The organism is Aestuariibaculum lutulentum (assembly GCF_032926325.1).
GTDB lineage: Bacteria > Bacteroidota > Bacteroidia > Flavobacteriales > Flavobacteriaceae > Aestuariibaculum > Aestuariibaculum lutulentum.
The window spans coordinates 2,599,800-2,616,600 of sequence record NZ_CP136709.1; the positions used below are offsets into that span (position 1 = coordinate 2,599,800).

Sequence of the window (16,801 nt, forward strand, 5' to 3'; positions counted from 1 at the left end):
TAAATCCATGCGGTTCTCGAGTAATTATTCATTAAAATGAACAAAAAAACAAGTGTTTTTGGTGTACTGTGTTTTGGTATATCTATGGTTGGTTTTGCCCAACAACATCAGGAAGTAGCAACAATTGAGCAATTAGATGAAGTTGTGATTTCTGATTCGCGTTTCGAATTAAAGCGTGAGCATTCAGGTAAAACGGTAATTAAAATTTCAAGACAGGAAATAGAAAACAATCAAGGAAAAAACATTGCAGAATTAATCAATACGAAAAGTGGTATTGAAATTAACGGAAGCCGAAGTGTTGAAGGACAAAATTTAGGGTACTATGTGCGCGGAGGTAGTACCAGACAGGTTTTAATTTTGGTAGATGGTATTGCGGTAAACGACCCGTCGTTGGTGTCTAATGAGTTCGATTTACGTCTTTTCGATTTAAACACCGTTGAATCTATAGAGATTATAAAGGGAGCAGCCAGTACCTTGTACGGTAATGCTGCTGCAACAGCTGTGATTAACATCACCACAAAAAAGGCTTCAAGCAATACGGTTTCTGGAAATTTTATGTCGGTAATAGGAACGAATCAATCTCAGGATGATTCAGATTATAACCCGTCGAGTTTTACCAATAATGTGTCGGTGAATGGAACGGCTAACAACTTTAATTATTTGGCAAGTTTTGGAAATCGTTTTGTAGATGGTTTATCGGCGGCAAAATCAGACAATCCAGAGGAAGACACTTTTAACAGGTTTAATACTAACCTTAAATTAGGGTATGAGTTTAATGATGCTTTTAATATTTCGGCATTTGCAAGTTATGATAAATTAATGACAGATATTGATGGTTTTCCTGCGCCTTCTTACACTTTAGCAGATACCGACGATGAATACCACAGCGAACAAACACGAGTAGGGATTTCACCTAAATTTACGTATGTCAACGGAAGTGTACAAGTGAATGCCGCTTACTCTAAAATAGACAGAGAAAGTATTTCAGATTATTCTACCACCAATGAAGCAGAGAGTTTTGTAGTTGATGCTTTCAATAAGTATGTTTTTAACGAGACGTTTTATACAATTACTGGTTTAAATTTTACAGAATATAAAAGTTTATTTGCAGACGAAGAAAGCTATACCAACACCGATCCCTATTTAAATGCTGTTTATGTATCCCCATTCGGATTGAATATTAATGCTGGAGCTCGTTTAAACAACCATAGTGAATATGGTTCGCATTTGGTTTATAATGTAAATCCTTCGTATAGTTTGCCTTTAACTGAAGGATATGTAAAAGCTTTCGGATCGTATGCGACCTCATTTATAGCTCCTAATTTATCGCAGTTATTTGGTTATTATGGTGCAAATCCTGATTTAGAACCAGAGGAGAATTTAACTATTGAAGGAGGGTTAGAGTTCAATACTGAAAAAGGGATTCGATTGAATGCTTTATATTTCCATAGAGATGAAGAGAACACAATTATTTACACTACAGGTTATGAAAATGCAACGACCGATGCTAAAGTACAGGGGGTTGAGGTAGAAGCAGAGGTGAAACCTTGTAATGCTGTTGTGTTTACAGCAAATTATACCTTTACCGAATTAATTGATGGAACACGTTTACGTTTACCTAAACATAAAGCTAATGCTGGTTTGGGGTATAATTTTAGTGTGAATACTTATGCGTCTCTAAATTATCAGTTTGTAGGAAGTAGAATGGATACCGATTTTTCCATTTATCAGAATGTAGACTTAGATTCGTTTTCTTTAGTTGATTTATATTTCAGCCATAAATTATTAGAAAACAGATTGAAACTTTTTGCAGGAATAACTAACGTATTAAATGAAGATTATGTTGAAGTTATAGGTTATACCACAAAGGGTAGAAATGTTAATGTAGGTTTGAATATCAGTTTATAGATATAATTAAATTTTGAAATAAAAAGGGCGTCCTAAATGGAACGCCCTTTTTTATTTTGTGTACATATTAATTCGGAATTAAATCGCAGTACCAAACGCCGTATTTGTCGCTTTCGCAAACTGAATTATCGGTGTTCGGGTTATCGTATTCTCGGTATACTTTTTCTCCAATTTTAAATTCAATAGGGTTTTTAAAAATAGGTCCGTCGAAACAAAAGGTGTGGAATTCGCCGTTTTCACCGCAAGGGTCAACACCTTCAGGAAGGTTGTCAATAAAATTTTTATCGATAACGGTGCCAACGAAATCTTCATTAAAGAATTTAGAATTGGCACAAACAATTATTGTTTTGAAACCTAAATCTAAAAATTCATGCATTAATTCTTTGGTGTCACGTTTCCAGATGGGAAAAACCGCCGATATATTTTGTTTTGCCAGTTGCGCTTCACGATAGGCTTTTAAATCTTCCAGAAATATATCTCCAAAGGCTGTATGCGTAAAGCCTTCAGTTTTTAGGCGGACAACGGTTTCGAGCATTTTCATCTCATAAGTTACCATATCGGGCATTTCGGGAAGTTCAATAAAACTCGATTTAATGCCTATAGATTGGGTTTGAGCTTCTAAAAGTTCTTTTCGTAGACCATGCATCGACACTCTGTTGTAATGCGTATTAATGGTTGTGATTAATTCATCGACCGTATATTGTTCGTCTTGTAATAAATGGTAAAGTGCCAGGGCAGAATCTTTACCCGAACTCCAGTTAAAGTAGGTTTTGTGTTTATTCAAAAATGGTATTATTTAAAATATTATCAGGTAATGGTTTCTCTACATACATTTCGTTTCCAAAGCGTTCAAAGCTATTACTGTCTTTAAAAAGTTTAAAAGCAGGTTTAGGGGAGCTTTTTAGTTGTGAAATTTTGCTGGTAGCTCCTGAAATATCAGCTAAGGCGGTGGCTAATAAGGTTTCATTTACATCACCTATCATGCCTAAATTCAGAAAGCTTTCTTCCATTGGAATATCAGGAGTAAGTCCGTTATCATAATCGGTGTTCCCAACAACATTTAACGATTTAAAAATTAAAGGTTGCATGGCATAAGTATGATTTGGATTAGCCCCTTCGCGTGTAAAGTTTTCTGAGTCATAAAGTGTGGTAGACGCCTGATATTTTCCTGTCGTATAATCACCAATATGGATAACATTAATGTAAGGGTCTAAACTGTTTATAACCAGTTCGCTGGCTGAAGCAGAAGCATCGGTAGCAATAATGTATACCTTATCCAGATTTAGGCTATTTAAGGCTGTACCATCATCATTATTTTTAAATCGGTTAATTAGTAATTCAGGATCTTCATTTTCTAAAGCAGTTTGAAAATCACTATTCCATTCTTCTGTGCTAAAAATTTCGCCATTAAATTGTCCTGTAATCATACTGCTTAACAAAATAGCTGAGTTTACAGAGCCGCCAGGGTTATATCTTAAATCTAAAATAAGATGCTGAATATTGTTTGCTTTAAAATTGGCAAATACATTGTTTAACTGAGTGTCGTAATTTGCTGTGAAACCGTTGTACATCAGGTAACCAACATTTTGTCCGTTTACTTCATAAATATTGGTATAGTAAATTGGGTTTTCGGTGTATTCTAATTTACTTAAACTGATGGATTCTCCATTTGAATCAATAGTGTCATCTGTGTTTTCAGAAGTGCCATTGTCGTTGTAGGTTGCCAAATTTATGGTATAATTAGAAGCAGATAATAAACTTGAATAATTTGCTGTTGTAAGCGGAATGCCATTTATGGCATTAAACATATCACCACGTTTTACTCCTTTTGTTTCAGCGTCGCTATCGTTTAAAACCAAACGGACAATACCAACTAGGTTAGTGGAACTGTTTGGCTGTAAAAATAATATGAATTCCATACCATTACTGGTTGAAACGCCACTAAAAAGTTGCTCTAATGCAATATAATCGTCTACAATCCAACTGTATTTGTCGACAGTTTCACGTTCGTAAATTAAGTTTTCAAATAAACTTTCGGGACTTGAAAAACTATTTAAATAAGCAGCGTATTCAGCATTTGATGAAAAACGGTCGTTTGCTAAATCAGGTATGTTGTCTTTGTATAAATAAAAAACATTCATTCCACGCCAAACAAAATCACTTATTGCACTTGCAGCAATTTGATTGTCGTCGTTGTCTTCAAAACAGCTAAAATTTAAAAAGGAAACCAAACACAAAAGCGTCAGGGTTTTTATATTTCGGATCATATTTTTGGGTTACTAATTTTTGTTATTGTTCCTAATAACTGAAAATATACGTTATTTATTTGACAGGGAACTCTAAATTCTTATACATGCCTTTTCCAAGAGGCGTAAAGTCTTTTGCATCTGCAATGCGTTTGATATCTATACTAGGTGTAGATTTTTGATCCATTAATTTACTGGAAGATCCTGTTATTAAAGAAATGGCTTTAGCTAAAAACACTTCGTTTTCATCACCTAATGTTCCCATATTTAATAAATCTTCTCCCTCTGCAGTAGCCCCTGAACTTGTTTGATAAGTAATTAAGTAATCTGGTGTTAGCCCCTGATAATAATCTGAGACACCATTTTTGTTTGCCGATTTTAGTACCAAAGGTTGCATAGCGTAGGTGTGATTTGGGTTCGCATTATCACGACCATAATTTGGAGAATCATACAAGGTTACCGATGCAGTATATTTTCCTGTTGTAGCGGTACCTATTTGTACAACATCTATATAAGGACGAAGGCAATTAATTACCAATTCGCTGGCAGAAGCTGATCCATCGGTGGTTAAAATATATACTTTATTCAGGTTTAAGGCATTAATCGCGGTATCATCGGCTAATTTATCGGTAAAACGATTGATAAGGTATTCCGGATTATTCGATTCAAAATAGGCCTGATATTTATCGTTCCATTTTTCGGTAGAAAAAATACCGCCGTTAAATTGACCTGTAATCATACTTGATAAATTAATGGCAGATCTAACAGAACCTCCCGGGTTGTACCTTAGATCTAAAACTAATTCGTTAATATTTTGAGATTTTAAATCGGCTATAGCATTGTTTAAATCATTATCAAAATTGGCAACAAAACCATTGTACATTAAATACCCTATTTTAATACCGCTGCTTTCAATTACCTTGTTGATTAAGATTGGATTTTCGGTAAATTCGGTTTTGGTTAATTCAACTGTTTTACCATTAGAGGCGATGGTATTATTAGTAATATCGGCCATACCTAAAGTGTAGGTGTTATTAGAACCAAACAGTAAGTCTATATAATTGTTCACTGTAATTTGAACACCATCTACAGTTAAAAAGAATTCGCCACGGTTTATGTCTTTTGAAGCAGCATCAGAGTTGTTGGCCACATAACGAATATATCCAAAAACATCATCAGATCCTGATAATCGCACCAGTTGAAAATCTAATCCGTTTGAGTTGGATGTTCCCTGAAAAGAATTTTCTAAAGCAACATAATCATCAACAATATAACTGAATCTGTCCACCACGTCAATTTGATATAGCATATCATCAAATAAACTTTCAGGTGTGTTATATCCATTTAAAAATGTATAATATTCATCGTAAGTTGTGAATTTGTCATCAGCTAAATCAGGTACATCCTGCTGCCATAAATACACTTCGTTTAGTCCTGCCCAAACAAATTCGTTTACTTCATTATTTAAGGAAACAGGTGTGTCGTCGGTTTCTTCAGTTTCCTGAATGATGGTTTCTTCATTTTCTGTACAGCTAAATAAAAATGAAAGTCCAAAAATAAGGGCGAAAAGTAGGTTAACGGGCAATTTTACTATCTTCATAACAATATAATAAAGGTGAAATGTTGTAAATGTAACGACATTATCAGGTAAATTAAAATTTTTTGTAACAAAATATAAAGTCGTTCGTCGTAATATCAAATAGCCTAAATAAAGCTATTTTAACCAACCAAAACCAAAAATTAAAATGACTCAAACAGAGTTTTTAAATATTGTGATGCCATTTAAAGATAAGGTATTTCGTTTAGCTAAACGATTACTGATATCTACAGAGGAAGCTGAAGATGCCACACAAGAGGTTTTGTTGAAGTTATGGAATAATAAGAAACAAATAGAAGGGTATAAGAATGTAGAAGCCTTTTCAATGACGATGACCAAGAATTTTTGCTTCGATAAATTAAAGTCGAAACAGGCACAAAATCTAAAAATTGTTCATAGTAATTACGAAGACGGAAATACATCTTTGCAAAAGCAGGTTGAAGTAAGCGATAGTGTTAACTGGGTGTCTAAAATAATTGAAGAATTACCCGAACAACAAAAACTAATTGTTCAGCTGCGAGATATAGAGGAATACGATTTAGACGAGATTGCCGAAATGCTGGAAATGAATAATACAGCGGTACGGGTAGCCTTGTCCAGAGCAAGAAAAACAATAAGAGAGAAATTGACTAATACACATAATTATGGTATTAAATAGTATAGAAAAGTTACTTGAAAAGTACGAGAACGGCGAAACATCGCTAAAAGAAGAGCAACTGTTGAAAAATTATTTTGCGCAAGAAACAGTACCGCCACATTTAGAGATGTATAAGTCTATGTTTAATTACTTTAAAGTAAGCCAGCAAGAACAATTTACGAAACACGTTCCATTAAAAACTAAGAAAGTATATAACTATAAATGGATTTCTGTAGCTGCCGTAGCTGTTCTAATGGTAGGGTTTTATTTTAAATCGACATCAAAATCAAATGACGATTTAGGAACATATCAAGACCCGCAAGAAGCCTATAACGAAGTGGCTAAATCTTTAGCTATGATTTCTGGGCATTTTAACAAAGGGGTTTCAACCATGGGCTATTTAAATGAATACGAAAAAGGTTATGAAACGCTGAATTATTTAAACGAGTTGGAAAACTCAACCCGAATTATTTTTAAAACCAATCATTAAAAAACGAACAAAATGAAAACAATAAAATTTAATAAACAGTCTATGAAAAGCAAATTATTAGTATTTGTATTAGCTTTAATGTTATTGCCAATGGCAGCAATGGCACAGAAGGATATTTTTGAGAAATACAATGAGAGTTCCGATGTAACTTACGTATCTATTCAACCTAAAATGTTTCAAATGATAGCCAAAATGGGTATCAACGTAGATGATCCGGAAGCTAAAGCATATATGGATATGGTAAAAAGTATTACCAGTTTTAAAACGATTACTACCGATAATGCTACGATTTCGTCTGATATTACAAAATGGGTAAAGTCGCGCTCCAGCGCTCTTGAAGAATTAATGGAAGTAAAAGATGATGGATCTGAAGTGAAATTCTATGTAAAAGAAGGAAAAGATGCCGATCACGTTAAAGAGCTGTTAATCTTTGTAAACGGTATGGATAAGGTTATTGACAGTGATATAGAAATAAACGGTAAAAAACGACGTTTTGAAACTGTAGTGGTTTCTTTAACTGGAGATATCGACCTTAATGAAATCTCAAAACTGACCGAAAAAATGAATATTTCCGGAGGTGAGCATTTAGAGAAAAAGAAATAAAAACTAAAATCAATCAATCATGAAACGAACAGTTCATTATATCATCATAGGTTGTATTGTCGCATTAACTTTGGTTAGTTGCGGCAATACGCCAAGTTTACAAAGTTACTTTGTAGATCATCAGGAATCGGCAAGTTTTATATCTCAGGATATTCCAATTTCTATGCTGAATATAGATACTTCTAATTTTTCCGAAGACCAAAAGGAAGCCTATAATTCGGTAAGCCGATTAAATTTTTTAGGCTACAAGTCTGATAGTACTAATGTGGATGCTTATAAAGATGAAGTTGAAAAAGTAAAAGCAATTTTAAGCGACGACAAATACCTGGATTTAATAGAGTTTAGCGATCGCGGAAATAAATTTGTAATGAAATATATTGGTGATGACGATGAAGCCGATGAGGTTGTGATTTTTGGAAGTTCTAAAGAATTTGGCTTCGGAATTGCCCGTGTTTTAGGAAACGATATGAATCCTCAAAAAATGATGACACTTGCAGGATTGATGAAGGGAGCCGATATAGATGAAGAGCAAGTGAAAAGTGTGATGAACTTTTTTAAATAAATTATATTGAGTTAAATGTTAAAAGAAAAAGGGTTGCCAAACGGCAACCCTTTTTTATTCATTATCGTCAGATTCGTTATTACGGTGTATTTTCGAATTGACATAAACTAAATTGGCAACAATCACTAAAAAAATAATGGCTAATAAGGTTTTAATGGCATAGTTATCTAAAATATCCAGCACGCCGGATACAAAATAAATTCCTATTAAAACACCACAGAGTAGCAGTGATTGTTTGTCGTTTAGCATATAAATTAAATTCCTGTATAGTTAGCAGGAGTAATACGTTTTAATTCTTCTTTTATTGCATCAGAAACCTCTAAAGTATCAATAAAATTTGAAATAGAGTTTTGGTTTATTTTCTCGTTAGTACGTGTTAAACCTTTTAAAGCTTCATATGGGTTAGGGTAAGCTTCACGACGTAAAATCGTTTGAATAGCTTCAGCAACTACAGCCCAGTTATTCTCTAAATCTTCAGCAAATTTAGCTTCGTTAAGTAATAATTTACCTAAACCTTTTAAAGTTGATTTGAATCCGATTAAGGTATGTCCGAAAGGTACACCCACATTTCTTAATACGGTACTATCTGTTAAATCACGTTGTAATCTTGAGATAGGTAATTTAGCCGCTAAGTGTTCAAAAACTGCGTTTGCAATTCCTAAGTTTCCTTCAGAGTTTTCAAAATCGATAGGGTTTACTTTGTGTGGCATGGCGCTACTTCCAACTTCACCAGCTTTAATTTTTTGTTTAAAGTAATCCATAGAAACATACGTCCAGATGTCTCTGTCTAAATCGATAATAATATTGTTGATGCGTTTTAAGGTATCAAATAAAGCCGCCATATGGTCGTAATGCTCAATTTGAGTTGTTGGGAACGAGTGGTTTAATCCTAAGGTGTCTTCGACAAATTTAGTTCCGAAAGCTTTCCAGTCGATGTTTGGGTAGGCTACGTTATGTGCATTGTAATTTCCTGTTGCTCCACCAAATTTAGCAGCGTTAGGAACTGCGTTTAATAATTTAAACTGTTCTTCTAGTCGTACAACAAAAACTTCGATTTCTTTTCCAAGACGTGTTGGAGAAGCTGGCTGACCGTGCGTTCTTGCTAACATTGAAATGCCTGACCAGTCACTTGCTAAAGCTTTCAATTTGTCTAAAACCAAAGTATATTCCGGAGTGTAAACGTTGGCTACGGCTTCTTTAATACTTAATGGAATAGCGGTGTTATTAATATCTTGAGAAGTTAATCCGAAGTGGATAAACTCTTTGTATTGAGATAAGTTTAAAGCATCGAATTTTTCTTTAATGAAATATTCAACAGCCTTAACATCATGATTTGTTACTTTTTCAATGTCTTTTATCGCTAAAGCATCAGCACTTGAAAAATCTTTGTAGATGGCTCTTAAATCTCCAAAAATGGAAGCGTCTACATCTTGAAGTTGTGGTAAAGGAATTTCACAAAGTGCGATAAAGTATTCTATTTCTACTAAAACACGGTATTTTATTAAAGCTTCTTCAGAGAAATAAGGGGCTAAATCTTCTGCTTTACTTCTGTATCTCCCGTCAATAGGAGAGATGGCGTTAAGTGGTGATAATGACATGTGATGTTTGATTTTTTTCAAGTTGCAAAGATAGCTTTTTTACGCGTAAGAGCGAAAACCAATCTTATAAGTTTTTAAGCTTCTTCATTTTATTTAAAATATGCTTTGCCCGTGACTTATATGCAGCACTTTGATGATGGAAATCTTGGTGTAAAATGTCTAACAGTTGCGGGTGAACCCAATGTGTTTCTTTCCCCAATAAAAACAGAGTTTCCATGGCATGCACTTTGGCCGCTACTTTATTTTCGCTAATCATCCAATCAAAACAAGCCTCAATCATTTTTTCTTTATGCTTAGACTCTAATGAATTTTTAATGGGGTTGGGTTGCTTCGAGGTGTAACGCTCGGCAATAAGCGAACAGATTTTAGCCATGGGGCGTACGGAAGAATCAAAATGGACTTTACTTAGGTTGTTGGTAAAAAAATCTAAATGAGGTATCATGGCATAAATATATTCCAGACAAACGAATTCTAAAACCCAGGCAGCTTTAAAAGATGTTTCGTCGTCAACCATGAATGAAATTTTTATTAATTCGGGAAATAAAGACATATCATTTAAAACGAACTGAGCAAATTGAAAGCGGTCATCACGAGCAGCTGTTATATAAGATAATTCTTTATAAAATTCATCTGAAGTCATTCTATTATTTCCTATTTTAGACCTTTTAAAACTTATGGTAAAATAATATATAGATGAAATTACTAAAAAAAATATTACTGGCACTTCTTGTTTTAATTGTTATCGCTCAATTTTTCGGACCTGAAAAAAATGAAGGGGATATGGCTTCTGTAGAACCGTTTTTAGCTGAAACTAATCCGCCAGCAGATGTAAAAGCTATTTTAGAAGAAACCTGTTACGACTGCCATAGTGATGTTACCCGATACCCTTGGTACAATAATATTACGCCTGTAAATTATTGGCTAGCGGAGCATATTGAGGACGGAAAAAAACACTTTAATGTGTCAAATTGGGTAGGGAATTCAGTAAAGCGTAAAGACCACAAGTTTGAAGAACTTATTGAAATGGTAGAAGATAAAAGTATGCCTTTAAAATCTTACACCATTACTCATGGTGAAGCTAACCTATCTGAAGATCAGATTAAAGCTGTTGTAGACTGGGCGAAATTAGTACGTGTTAAGTACAGTATGATGCCACAGCCGGAATAGTTTTCAGCTTAATCACTTATTTTTGCTGAAAATTTAAATTGCTTTTCATGCGTAAGCACCTTTTAATTATTGGTTTTGTCTGGCCGGAACCCAAGAGTTCTGCTGCCGGAAGCAGAATGATGCAATTGATTCATTTTTTTCAATCTGAAAATTATGAGATTACCTTTGCGAGTTCTTGTGCCAAAACCAATAATGCTGTAAATCTCGAAGATTTGGGAATTAAACAGGAGTTTATTGAGTTGAATGATTCCAGTTTTAATGGTTTTGTAAAGGACTTAAACCCTGAGGTTGTCATGTTCGATCGGTTTATGACTGAAGAACAATTTGGGTGGCGCGTGGCTCAGGAATGTCCCGATGCTTTACGGATTTTAGATACCGAAGATTTACATAGCCTACGAAAGGGTAGACATCAGGCATTTAAAGATAAACAGCCATTTTCAAAAGCTTATCTGTTCAATGATATTGCGAAACGCGAAATAGCAAGTATTTATCGTTGCGATTTAAGTTTGATGATATCGGAAGCTGAAATAGAGATTTTAACCTCCGAATTCAAAGTACCTGAACACATATTGGTTTATTTACCTTTTCTACTTGATAATATTTCAGTAGAACAAATTCAGAAACTTTCAAAATTTGAAGAGCGCCAGGATTTTATAACGATCGGTAATTTTTTGCACGAGCCCAATTATAATGCAGTTCAGTTTTTAAAAGAAACCATTTGGCCATTAATTAAAAAGCAGTTGCCACAGGCAGAAATGCACGTTTACGGTGCATATGCTTCGCAAAAAGTGAATCAGTTGAACAATACAAAAGACGGATTTTTAATTAATGGCTTTACCGAAGATGTTAATCTGGTTATGCAAAAAGCTAAAGTGTGTTTTGCACCGCTTAGGTTTGGAGCAGGTTTAAAAGGTAAATTGGTTGATGCTATGCAAAACGGTACCCCTTGCATCATGTCAAGTATTGCAGCAGAAGGTATGTTTGGCGATTTGGAGCCTAACGGATTTATAGAAGATAACCCGGAACAATTTACAGAAAAAGCTGTTGAATTGTATCAAAATAAAGAGCTTTGGAAAACCAAGCAGCAAAATGGTTTTGAAATTATTAACACCCGTTTTAATGCTGAATTCCATCAAGAGACATTTTCAAAAGTTTTAAATGAAGCGGTTGAAAATTTAGAGCAACACCGTTTAAACAACTTCATGGGACAAATGCTTCAGCACCATTCAATGCAAAGCACTAAGTTTATGAGTAAATGGATTGAAGAAAAGAATAAATAAGTCTTCAATGATTTAATTAAATGTTTCTCCTTCTTGGTTCGCTATAATTATTGGGTCGTCGTTTAGCCATTCAAAATTAGAAAGCGAAACACCTACAGCGCAATCGTCCATACAACCGTCGGGAACATAGTAACAGTTTTCAATAATGTTATTCGAGTCGTAATTAAACGTAATATGGTTGTCTTGGGCATCTACAGATAAATAGTCGTTTAAACATGTGTTGTAAAGTTCGTCAATTGTTAATGCCGGAGCTCCTGAAGTATGGGTTCCTAAAGTCGTTTTTTCTTCTGAAAATGCCTCAAGAATAATTCGGTTATCAAAACCTAAATAATGCCCTGTGTTTTCATTGTAAAGAGTATAAGATTCATAAACTCTTGATGTTACTTTGCCATCTAAAACGGTAATGGTTGTGTTAGTTCCAGACCCGAATACCGAACGCGAACTCACTGTGTAGCTATAAGAATCATTGTTAGATTCCTTTAAGTTTTTCCAGGAGTCTAAGCTAATTTTAAAGTTATAAAGGCTTTTAGCTTGTGAGGCATGGTTGCCATCGCAATTATAGTAGAGTGAACTTGTTAAAATTAGAAGAACAAGGGCAACAAATTTCTTTTTCATAAATCCAATCTTATTTGTTTAGTTGCTATAAAATTAAGAAAAAGGATGCGCTTATTCAAGTAATTAATCCATTGGTTTTATTTAAATGAAGTAAATTTTAAAGCCATTCAAAATGTGTTAATTTAATTCCGAAATAACAATCGTCTTCACAAAAGTTGGAAGTGTAATAACAATCTTTAAGAATATTTTTATCATCGACACTAAAATTAATCTCGTTTGATGACGGATTAACAGATAAATACTTTTTTAAACAGGTATTATAAAGTTCATCAATTGTTAAGGCTGGGGCCGCATTACAAAAAGAAACACTGTTATTGTCATCGTCGTTAGATTCACAATTGTGTGTGCCTATGGAGTTCTTATCTTCAACAAACGACCCTAAAATAATTCGGTTTTCATAGTCCAGAAAATTAGCTTCGTCATCATATTGAGAGTAGATTTCAAAAGCTCTGGATATGATTATTCCGTTTTCAACGGTAATAGTGGTGGTGCAGTTGTAGCCTAATTCGGTTTTTGAATTCACTGAATAAGCGTACGACGCATGGTTAAGTTGCTTTAAATTATTCCAGTAATCTAGACTCATTTTAAAAGTATTAATAGAATTTTCGATAGAGGTGTTAGTCACTTCGTTTGAGCAACTTAAAATAAATATAGTAAAGAAAAGGTAAGCGGTTTTCTTAATCATTGGTTGGAGGGTTTTTTAATGACGCAAAGTATTACGCTAGCTTTTTTTTAAAGTAACCTAAGGTTTATTAAAATGTTAAGAATAGATTTTAAGGTAATCACCTGTTGATGGAAATTAACTTTTGTACGTGTAGTTTATCGTAGATTATTAAATGGCTTTTTTTTAGCTTTGCACCTTTAAAATTCAGAATATGATTTCAGTTGATGCTTTAGCAGTCGAGTTTGGCGGAAGCGCTTTGTTTAGTGATGTCTCGTTTACTATTAACGAGAACGATAAAATTGCTTTAATGGGAAAAAATGGTGCCGGAAAAAGTACTATGATGAAAATTATTGCAGGCGAACAAAAAGCAACCCGTGGAAATGTGCGTTTTCCAAAAGATGTTGTGATTGCTTACTTGCCACAGCATTTATTAACTGAAGATGATTGTACTGTTTTTGAAGAAGCATCAAAAGCGTTTAATCATATTTTTGAAATGCGCGACGAAATGGCGCGCCTTAACAAAGAATTAGAAACCCGCACCGATTACGAGTCTGATGATTATATGAAAATCATTGAAAAAGTATCAGATTTAGGGGAGAAATTCTATGCGCTTGAAGAAGTAAATTACGATGCCGAAGTTGAAAAGGCTTTACGTGGTTTAGGATTTAAACGTGAAGATTTCACGCGATTAACCAGCGAATTTAGTGGTGGTTACCGTATGCGTATCGAGCTGGCTAAAATCTTATTGCAAAAACCAGACTTAATTCTTCTTGATGAGCCTACCAACCACATCGATATCGAATCGGTAATCTGGTTGGAAGATTTCTTAATCAATAAAGCGAAAGCCGTAATGGTTATTTCACATGATAAAGCATTTATCGATAATATAACCAATCGTACTATAGAAGTTACTATGGGGCGTATTTACGATTATAAAGCGAATTATTCACACTACTTGCAGCTTCGTGAAGATCGAAGAATACACCAGTTAAAAGCTTACGAAGAACAACAAAAATTTATCGCTGAAACGAAAGCGTTTATTGAGCGTTTTAAAGGAACATATTCGAAAACCAATCAGGTGAATTCTCGTGAGCGTATGTTGGAAAAACTTGAGATTATTGAAGTTGATGAGGTTGATACTTCAGCTTTAAAATTACGTTTTCCTCCGGCACCGCGTTCTGGAGATTATCCTGTAACGGTTAAGGATCTATCAAAATCTTACGATGAGCATGTGGTGTTTAAAGATGCTAACATGTCTATTTCAAGAGGAGAGAAAGTCGCTTTTGTTGGGCGAAACGGAGAAGGAAAATCGACTATGATCAAAGCGATTATGGGAGAGATTGATGTTGATGGACAATGTGGATTGGGACATAACGTAAAAGTGGGGTACTTTGCGCAGAATCAAGCATCATTATTAGACGATAATTTAACTATTTTTCAAACCGTTGATGAAGTTGCCGAAGGCGATATCCGTACGCAGATAAAGAATATTTTAGGTGGCTTTATGTTTAAAGGCGACGATATCGATAAAAAAGTTGGTGTGCTTTCAGGAGGTGAAAAAACACGTCTGGCCATGGTGAAATTACTGTTAGAACCAGTAAACCTGTTAATTCTGGATGAGCCTACCAACCACTTAGATTTAAAATCGAAAGATGTACTTAAAGAAGCCTTAAAGAATTTCGATGGTACTTTGATTTTGGTGTCTCACGACCGTGATTTTCTTCAAGGATTATCTCAAAAAGTATTCGAATTTAAAGATCAGCGTGTTATTGAGCATTTCGAAACGATTGACGATTTCTTAAAACGTAATCGCATTGAGAGTTTAAAACAAATCGATTTAAAGGCTTAAAACTGGCGTATGTCTAAATAAATTAGGTAAACCATAAATTTATTTTACTTTAGGGTGCATTAAAACATACCCTTTTTAGAATACATTTATGAAACGCCTTTTTTATTGTTTAGTAGTATTTTCTTTTTTTTCCTGTAATACGTCAACCTCAAAAATAGAGAAATCAGAGGCATCAAAACCCAATGTGGTTTTGTTTTATCTGGATGACAGTGGTTATGGAGATGTAGCACATAATGGAAACCCAACAATAAAAACACCGAACATCACCAAACTTAAAGAAAGTGGTGTTAGTTTTACTCAGTTTTATGTTACGGCAGCGGCTTGTTCGGCATCGAGATACTCTTTGCTTACAGGGCGATATCCTGGTAGATCTGGTTTAGGTTGGTGGGTAATTGCACCAGGAACAAAACAGTATATTCATACCAATGAGTTGACTTTAGCCGAAGGGTTAAAGTCAGTGGGATATAAGACAGGCATGTTCGGAAAGTGGCATTTAGGAACGCCTAATGAAAAGAATAATTTTACACCAGATGCCTTGCCTTTAGCTCATGGTTTTGATGAGTGGATTGGTACTAATGTGTCTCACGATTATAATAATGCTATGTTGTTGCAAAGTGATTCAGAAGGAACTAATCCGGCTAAGGGGTATAAGGTTTTAGCAAAAGATTTACCATCAGATACGTTGACTTCAGAATCTTTAACCGGAGTATGCACTAAGGCAGCAGTGAACTTCATTAAAAAGAATAAATCGAATCCGTTTTTCGCATATATTCCATACAATATGCCACATTTGGGATTATTTGTAAGCGACAAGTTTAAAGGCACATCTCGAAATGGTGAATTAGGTGATGTTATGGAAGAACTTGATGCTGCAATTGGAGATGTTTGTAACGCGCTTGAAGAAGCCGGCATTCGCGATAACACGATTATTATTTTTTCATCTGATAACGGACCATGGATAAAATGGAGTACGCGCTCTGATAGTGAAAAATATGGGGACACTCGTTTAAAAGTGGGATATGCAACACCATTTCGAGATGGGAAAGGGTCGACTTGGGAAGGCGGACATCGTGTGCCTGGTATTATTAGTTGGCCAGCGAAAATAAAAGGTGATAGAAATGAGCAAATTCCAATAAGTACTCTGGATATTTTACCTACTATTCTATCCATTACAGGAGCTGAATTACCAAAAGACAGAACGATTGACGGTCGTGATATTAGTGATTTATTATTGAATGAATCAACTACATCTCAATTTGAAAACTTTGAGTTTTTCTATTCTTATGATGATAATTATCCGTCAGCAATTAGAAAAGATGCCTGGAAATTACACACACGTATAGGCTCCCAGACCGGTGATGATTATGGTTATGTAGCTTCAAAAGAAAGTCCATTATTATTTCAGGTAGAAAAAGATTTGGGAGAACGTGTAGACGTAGCCAATGAAAATCCGGAATTAGTTTCAGAATTATTGACTGAATTTGAGTTGTTTGAGAAGCAATTAAAGGAAGAGGGTAGTTTCTGGGATAACCAATAAATTTAAAATCGAACACTTAAAATCAGCTTGCTTTCTTAAATATCAACC

The 16,801-nt window shown here is 34.6% G+C and carries 17 protein-coding genes; 9 read left to right on the plus strand and 8 right to left on the minus strand.

From position 1 onward, the window contains the following. The first annotated feature begins 36 nt into the window (after positions 1 to 36). Positions 37 to 1,908, plus strand: coding sequence for a TonB-dependent receptor plug domain-containing protein (locus R1X58_RS11135; protein ID WP_240572817.1), 1,872 nt, complete (start codon positions 37 to 39; stop codon positions 1,906 to 1,908). A gap of 67 nt (positions 1,909 to 1,975) precedes the next feature. On the opposite strand, the gene R1X58_RS11140 is transcribed toward R1X58_RS11135, so the two are convergent. Genes R1X58_RS11140 through R1X58_RS11150 form a run of 3 tightly spaced genes read right to left on the minus strand, consistent with a single transcriptional unit; the run spans position 1,976 to position 5,754 of the window. Continuing rightward, on the minus strand, positions 1,976 to 2,692 hold the full coding sequence (locus R1X58_RS11140) for a Dph6-related ATP pyrophosphatase (protein WP_240572818.1): 717 nt from the start codon (positions 2,690 to 2,692) through the stop codon (positions 1,976 to 1,978). Next, on the minus strand, positions 2,685 to 4,175 hold the full coding sequence (locus R1X58_RS11145; RefSeq protein ID WP_240572819.1) for a S41 family peptidase: 1,491 nt from the start codon (positions 4,173 to 4,175) through the stop codon (positions 2,685 to 2,687). Before R1X58_RS11145 ends, R1X58_RS11140 begins: the two co-directional genes overlap by 8 nt. A gap of 55 nt (positions 4,176 to 4,230) precedes the next feature. Next, positions 4,231 to 5,754, minus strand: coding sequence for a S41 family peptidase (locus R1X58_RS11150; RefSeq protein WP_240572820.1), 1,524 nt, complete (start codon positions 5,752 to 5,754; stop codon positions 4,231 to 4,233). Positions 5,755 to 5,899: 145 nt separating this feature from the next. On the opposite strand from R1X58_RS11150, the gene R1X58_RS11155 reads away from it, so the two are divergent. From R1X58_RS11155 to R1X58_RS11170, 4 genes are read left to right on the plus strand one after another with little or no spacing between them, the layout of a single operon-like run. Continuing rightward, complete coding sequence (locus R1X58_RS11155) at positions 5,900 to 6,409, plus strand: RNA polymerase sigma factor (protein WP_240572821.1); 510 nt, start codon at positions 5,900 to 5,902, stop codon at positions 6,407 to 6,409. Further along, positions 6,396 to 6,878, plus strand: coding sequence for a hypothetical protein (locus tag R1X58_RS11160; RefSeq protein ID WP_240572822.1), 483 nt, complete (start codon positions 6,396 to 6,398; stop codon positions 6,876 to 6,878). Before R1X58_RS11155 ends, R1X58_RS11160 begins: the two co-directional genes overlap by 14 nt. A 12-nt stretch (positions 6,879 to 6,890) precedes the next feature. Continuing rightward, positions 6,891 to 7,481, plus strand: a complete 591-nt coding sequence (locus tag R1X58_RS11165) for a DUF4252 domain-containing protein (RefSeq protein WP_240572823.1) — start codon at positions 6,891 to 6,893, stop codon at positions 7,479 to 7,481. A gap of 19 nt (positions 7,482 to 7,500) precedes the next feature. Further along, positions 7,501 to 8,043, plus strand: a complete 543-nt coding sequence (locus R1X58_RS11170) for a DUF4252 domain-containing protein (protein WP_240572824.1) — start codon at positions 7,501 to 7,503, stop codon at positions 8,041 to 8,043. Positions 8,044 to 8,097: 54 nt separating this feature from the next. Here R1X58_RS11170 and R1X58_RS11175 read toward each other — a convergent pair whose 3' ends face one another. From R1X58_RS11175 to R1X58_RS11185, 3 genes are all read right to left on the minus strand, one after another. Then, positions 8,098 to 8,292, minus strand: a complete 195-nt coding sequence (locus R1X58_RS11175) for a hypothetical protein (protein ID WP_240572825.1) — start codon at positions 8,290 to 8,292, stop codon at positions 8,098 to 8,100. 5 nt (positions 8,293 to 8,297) lie between these two features. Beyond that, a complete protein-coding gene (gene purB, locus R1X58_RS11180; protein ID WP_240572826.1) occupies positions 8,298 to 9,641 on the minus strand; it encodes an adenylosuccinate lyase in 1,344 nt (447 codons plus the stop codon). 64 nt (positions 9,642 to 9,705) lie between these two features. After that, on the minus strand, positions 9,706 to 10,281 hold the full coding sequence (locus R1X58_RS11185; protein WP_240572827.1) for an adenylosuccinate lyase: 576 nt from the start codon (positions 10,279 to 10,281) through the stop codon (positions 9,706 to 9,708). Positions 10,282 to 10,334: 53 nt separating this feature from the next. Here R1X58_RS11185 and R1X58_RS11190 point away from each other — a divergent pair, with 53 nt between their 5' ends. Next, positions 10,335 to 10,808 (plus strand): heme-binding domain-containing protein, encoded by a 474-nt coding sequence (locus tag R1X58_RS11190; protein ID WP_240572828.1) that lies wholly within the window; start codon positions 10,335 to 10,337, stop codon positions 10,806 to 10,808. 47 nt (positions 10,809 to 10,855) lie between these two features. Further along, the gene (locus R1X58_RS11195) at positions 10,856 to 12,088 is read left to right on the plus strand and encodes a glycosyltransferase (protein WP_240572829.1); all 1,233 of its coding nucleotides are present in this window, start codon (positions 10,856 to 10,858) and stop codon (positions 12,086 to 12,088) included. A gap of 12 nt (positions 12,089 to 12,100) precedes the next feature. Here the strand turns inward: R1X58_RS11195 and R1X58_RS11200 are convergent, their stop codons facing one another. Together R1X58_RS11200 and R1X58_RS11205 are read right to left on the minus strand one after the other, a co-directional pair. Next, on the minus strand, positions 12,101 to 12,703 hold the full coding sequence (locus R1X58_RS11200) for a hypothetical protein (protein ID WP_240572830.1): 603 nt from the start codon (positions 12,701 to 12,703) through the stop codon (positions 12,101 to 12,103). 97 nt (positions 12,704 to 12,800) lie between these two features. Continuing rightward, positions 12,801 to 13,388 (minus strand): hypothetical protein, encoded by a 588-nt coding sequence (locus tag R1X58_RS11205; RefSeq protein WP_240572831.1) that lies wholly within the window; start codon positions 13,386 to 13,388, stop codon positions 12,801 to 12,803. Between the two features lie 190 nt (positions 13,389 to 13,578). On the opposite strand from R1X58_RS11205, the gene R1X58_RS11210 reads away from it, so the two are divergent. Both R1X58_RS11210 and R1X58_RS11215 read left to right on the plus strand, forming a co-directional pair. Then, positions 13,579 to 15,216: an ABC-F family ATP-binding cassette domain-containing protein gene (locus R1X58_RS11210; protein WP_240572832.1), complete on the plus strand. Its 1,638-nt coding sequence runs from the start codon at positions 13,579 to 13,581 to the stop codon at positions 15,214 to 15,216. Positions 15,217 to 15,304: 88 nt separating this feature from the next. Next, complete coding sequence (locus tag R1X58_RS11215) at positions 15,305 to 16,753, plus strand: sulfatase family protein (RefSeq protein WP_240572833.1); 1,449 nt, start codon at positions 15,305 to 15,307, stop codon at positions 16,751 to 16,753. The last annotated feature ends 48 nt before the right edge of the window (positions 16,754 to 16,801 follow it).

Excerpts from the sequence above, each read along its gene's own strand:
- R1X58_RS11215 (WP_240572833.1), top strand. The coding sequence starts at position 15,305 with ATGAAACGCCTTTTTTATTGTTTAGTAGTATTTTCTTTTTTTTCCTGT.
- R1X58_RS11200 (WP_240572830.1), bottom strand. The coding sequence starts at position 12,703 with ATGAAAAAGAAATTTGTTGCCCTTGTTCTTCTAATTTTAACAAGTTCA.
- R1X58_RS11150 (WP_240572820.1), bottom strand. The coding sequence starts at position 5,754 with ATGAAGATAGTAAAATTGCCCGTTAACCTACTTTTCGCCCTTATTTTT.
- R1X58_RS11195 (WP_240572829.1), top strand. The coding sequence starts at position 10,856 with ATGCGTAAGCACCTTTTAATTATTGGTTTTGTCTGGCCGGAACCCAAG.
- R1X58_RS11185 (WP_240572827.1), bottom strand. The coding sequence starts at position 10,281 with ATGACTTCAGATGAATTTTATAAAGAATTATCTTATATAACAGCTGCT.
- R1X58_RS11190 (WP_240572828.1), top strand. The coding sequence starts at position 10,335 with ATGAAATTACTAAAAAAAATATTACTGGCACTTCTTGTTTTAATTGTT.
- R1X58_RS11155 (WP_240572821.1), top strand. The coding sequence starts at position 5,900 with ATGACTCAAACAGAGTTTTTAAATATTGTGATGCCATTTAAAGATAAG.
- R1X58_RS11135 (WP_240572817.1), top strand. The coding sequence starts at position 37 with ATGAACAAAAAAACAAGTGTTTTTGGTGTACTGTGTTTTGGTATATCT.
- R1X58_RS11175 (WP_240572825.1), bottom strand. The coding sequence starts at position 8,292 with ATGCTAAACGACAAACAATCACTGCTACTCTGTGGTGTTTTAATAGGA.
- R1X58_RS11160 (WP_240572822.1), top strand. The coding sequence starts at position 6,396 with ATGGTATTAAATAGTATAGAAAAGTTACTTGAAAAGTACGAGAACGGC.
- R1X58_RS11145 (WP_240572819.1), bottom strand. The coding sequence starts at position 4,175 with ATGATCCGAAATATAAAAACCCTGACGCTTTTGTGTTTGGTTTCCTTT.
- R1X58_RS11165 (WP_240572823.1), top strand. The coding sequence starts at position 6,891 with ATGAAAACAATAAAATTTAATAAACAGTCTATGAAAAGCAAATTATTA.
- R1X58_RS11205 (WP_240572831.1), bottom strand. The coding sequence starts at position 13,388 with ATGATTAAGAAAACCGCTTACCTTTTCTTTACTATATTTATTTTAAGT.
- purB (WP_240572826.1), bottom strand. The coding sequence starts at position 9,641 with ATGTCATTATCACCACTTAACGCCATCTCTCCTATTGACGGGAGATAC.
- R1X58_RS11210 (WP_240572832.1), top strand. The coding sequence starts at position 13,579 with ATGATTTCAGTTGATGCTTTAGCAGTCGAGTTTGGCGGAAGCGCTTTG.
- R1X58_RS11170 (WP_240572824.1), top strand. The coding sequence starts at position 7,501 with ATGAAACGAACAGTTCATTATATCATCATAGGTTGTATTGTCGCATTA.